The organism is Treponema sp. R6D11 (assembly GCF_054786075.1).
In genome coordinates this window covers 1-1,553 of sequence record NZ_BDHD01000303.1, presented here as the reverse complement: position 1 = coordinate 1,553, position 1,553 = coordinate 1, and the positions used below count along the sequence as shown (strand labels likewise).

Genomic DNA, 1,553 nt, shown 5'->3' with positions numbered 1-1,553 from the left:
TTGAAGGCATTTGCACAGGCTGCGCTTATTGCGACAACTGCCCGGCGGGAATTCCGATTTTCCAAACTCAATATTTCCAGCCGTTTGATATGGTGTTCCACATCTTGTGTTACAGGTCTTGCTTTTACTTCTACCGCCATTATTGTACTGCCGTTTTCCAATAATAAATCAATTTCAGCTTTGATTTTTCCACGTTCATCGTATAGTTTAGCTCCTTTAGTCGCCACTAAATCAAAGTGATACCCTCGTTCGTTAAAACGTCTGGCTATACCGGGGGCGACAAGGTGTTCAGCTATTTGCCCAAAACGGCGGTGGATTTCCCCCAACTGTTTCCCGTTTCGCCTTACTATCCGGTCAGTCTCTTTTTGACTTGCGGCGAGTTCCTTCAATGACGCCCATACTGTTCTGAAATTTGGTCCTTGTTTTCCGGAAACAGATCTTCTTATGTTCCTCTCCTTGCTTGCAACAGTTGACATAATTCAACCTCCTGAAGATAAAATATTATATCATACAAAAATGATATTTTCATACATATATATGGCGCGCAGGTGCATGGCGCTTGATTAAAATTGAAAATATTTTAAGATTTTTACTACAAACTGTGTTTTTGGTATGTTAATTTTGATTGATTTTAGTCATATTTTTGATACAATAAGGTCAGGAGTTAAGATGATTTACAGGGAGTACGGAAAAACAGGGAAAAAAGTTTCTCTTTTGGGTTTTGGCGGAATGAGGTTTAAGAATGTGGACGACCACGACGAGTGCGTCCGCCTTATGGTTGCCGCCGCGGAAGGCGGGATTAATTACTTTGATACCGCCCCTGGGTATTTCGAGACTAGAAGCGAGACTGTTTACGGCAAGGGTTTCGCGGAAATGCGAAAACGGGGACTGCCCTACTTCTGCGCTACCAAAACATTTGAAAGCACTGAAAGCGGTATCCGTAAGGAAATTGAAAATCAGCTTAAACGTCTAAATATCGATACTATCGACTTTTACCATATCTGGTGCATATTGAGTTTGGAAAATTGGGAAACCCGAAAAAAAGACGGTATCCTTAAAACTTTCAGAAAACTTAAAGACGAGGGGCTTATCCGCCATATCTGTGTTTCCAGCCACCTTATGAAAGACGAAATTAAAGAGTTATTAATGGAAGGAGTTTTTGAAGGTGTGCTGTTCGGCTATTCCGCCTACAACTTCAACGCAAGGCAGGCGGCATTTGACGCTATCAAAGCAAAAAACTTAGGCGCTGTAGTTATGAATCCGCTTGGCGGCGGCGTTATCCCGCAACACCCCGAACTTTTTAATTTTATCCGCAGGGACGGCGAAGGCGTTGTAGCCGCCGCGCTTCGCGTCCTTTGGGATCACCCTGAAATTACAAACACGCTTGTCGGCTTTGACACAATCGAACATCTGCGCGAAGCGCTTGACGCTATGGAAGGTTACAAGCCCCGTACAAAGGCGGAACTTGACGAGGTAAAAGCAAAGGCGCAAAATTCGTTTGAAGGCATTTGCACAGGCTGCGCTTATTGCGACAACTGCCCGGCGGGAATTCC

Annotated in this window: 1 protein-coding gene and 1 pseudogene; one reads left to right on the top strand and one right to left on the bottom strand. The window is 44.0% G+C overall.

Going from position 1 to position 1,553, the window contains the following annotated elements; all coding sequences use genetic code 11:
* Positions 1 to 476: pseudogene (locus tag ACYVTD_RS12540) on the bottom strand (hypothetical protein); the annotation flags it as partial.
* Between the two features lie 193 nt (positions 477 to 669).
* On the opposite strand from ACYVTD_RS12540, the gene ACYVTD_RS12535 reads away from it, so the two are divergent.
* A partial coding sequence (locus ACYVTD_RS12535) for an aldo/keto reductase (RefSeq protein ID WP_461248088.1) occupies positions 670 to 1,553 on the top strand: 884 nt, incomplete at its 3' end.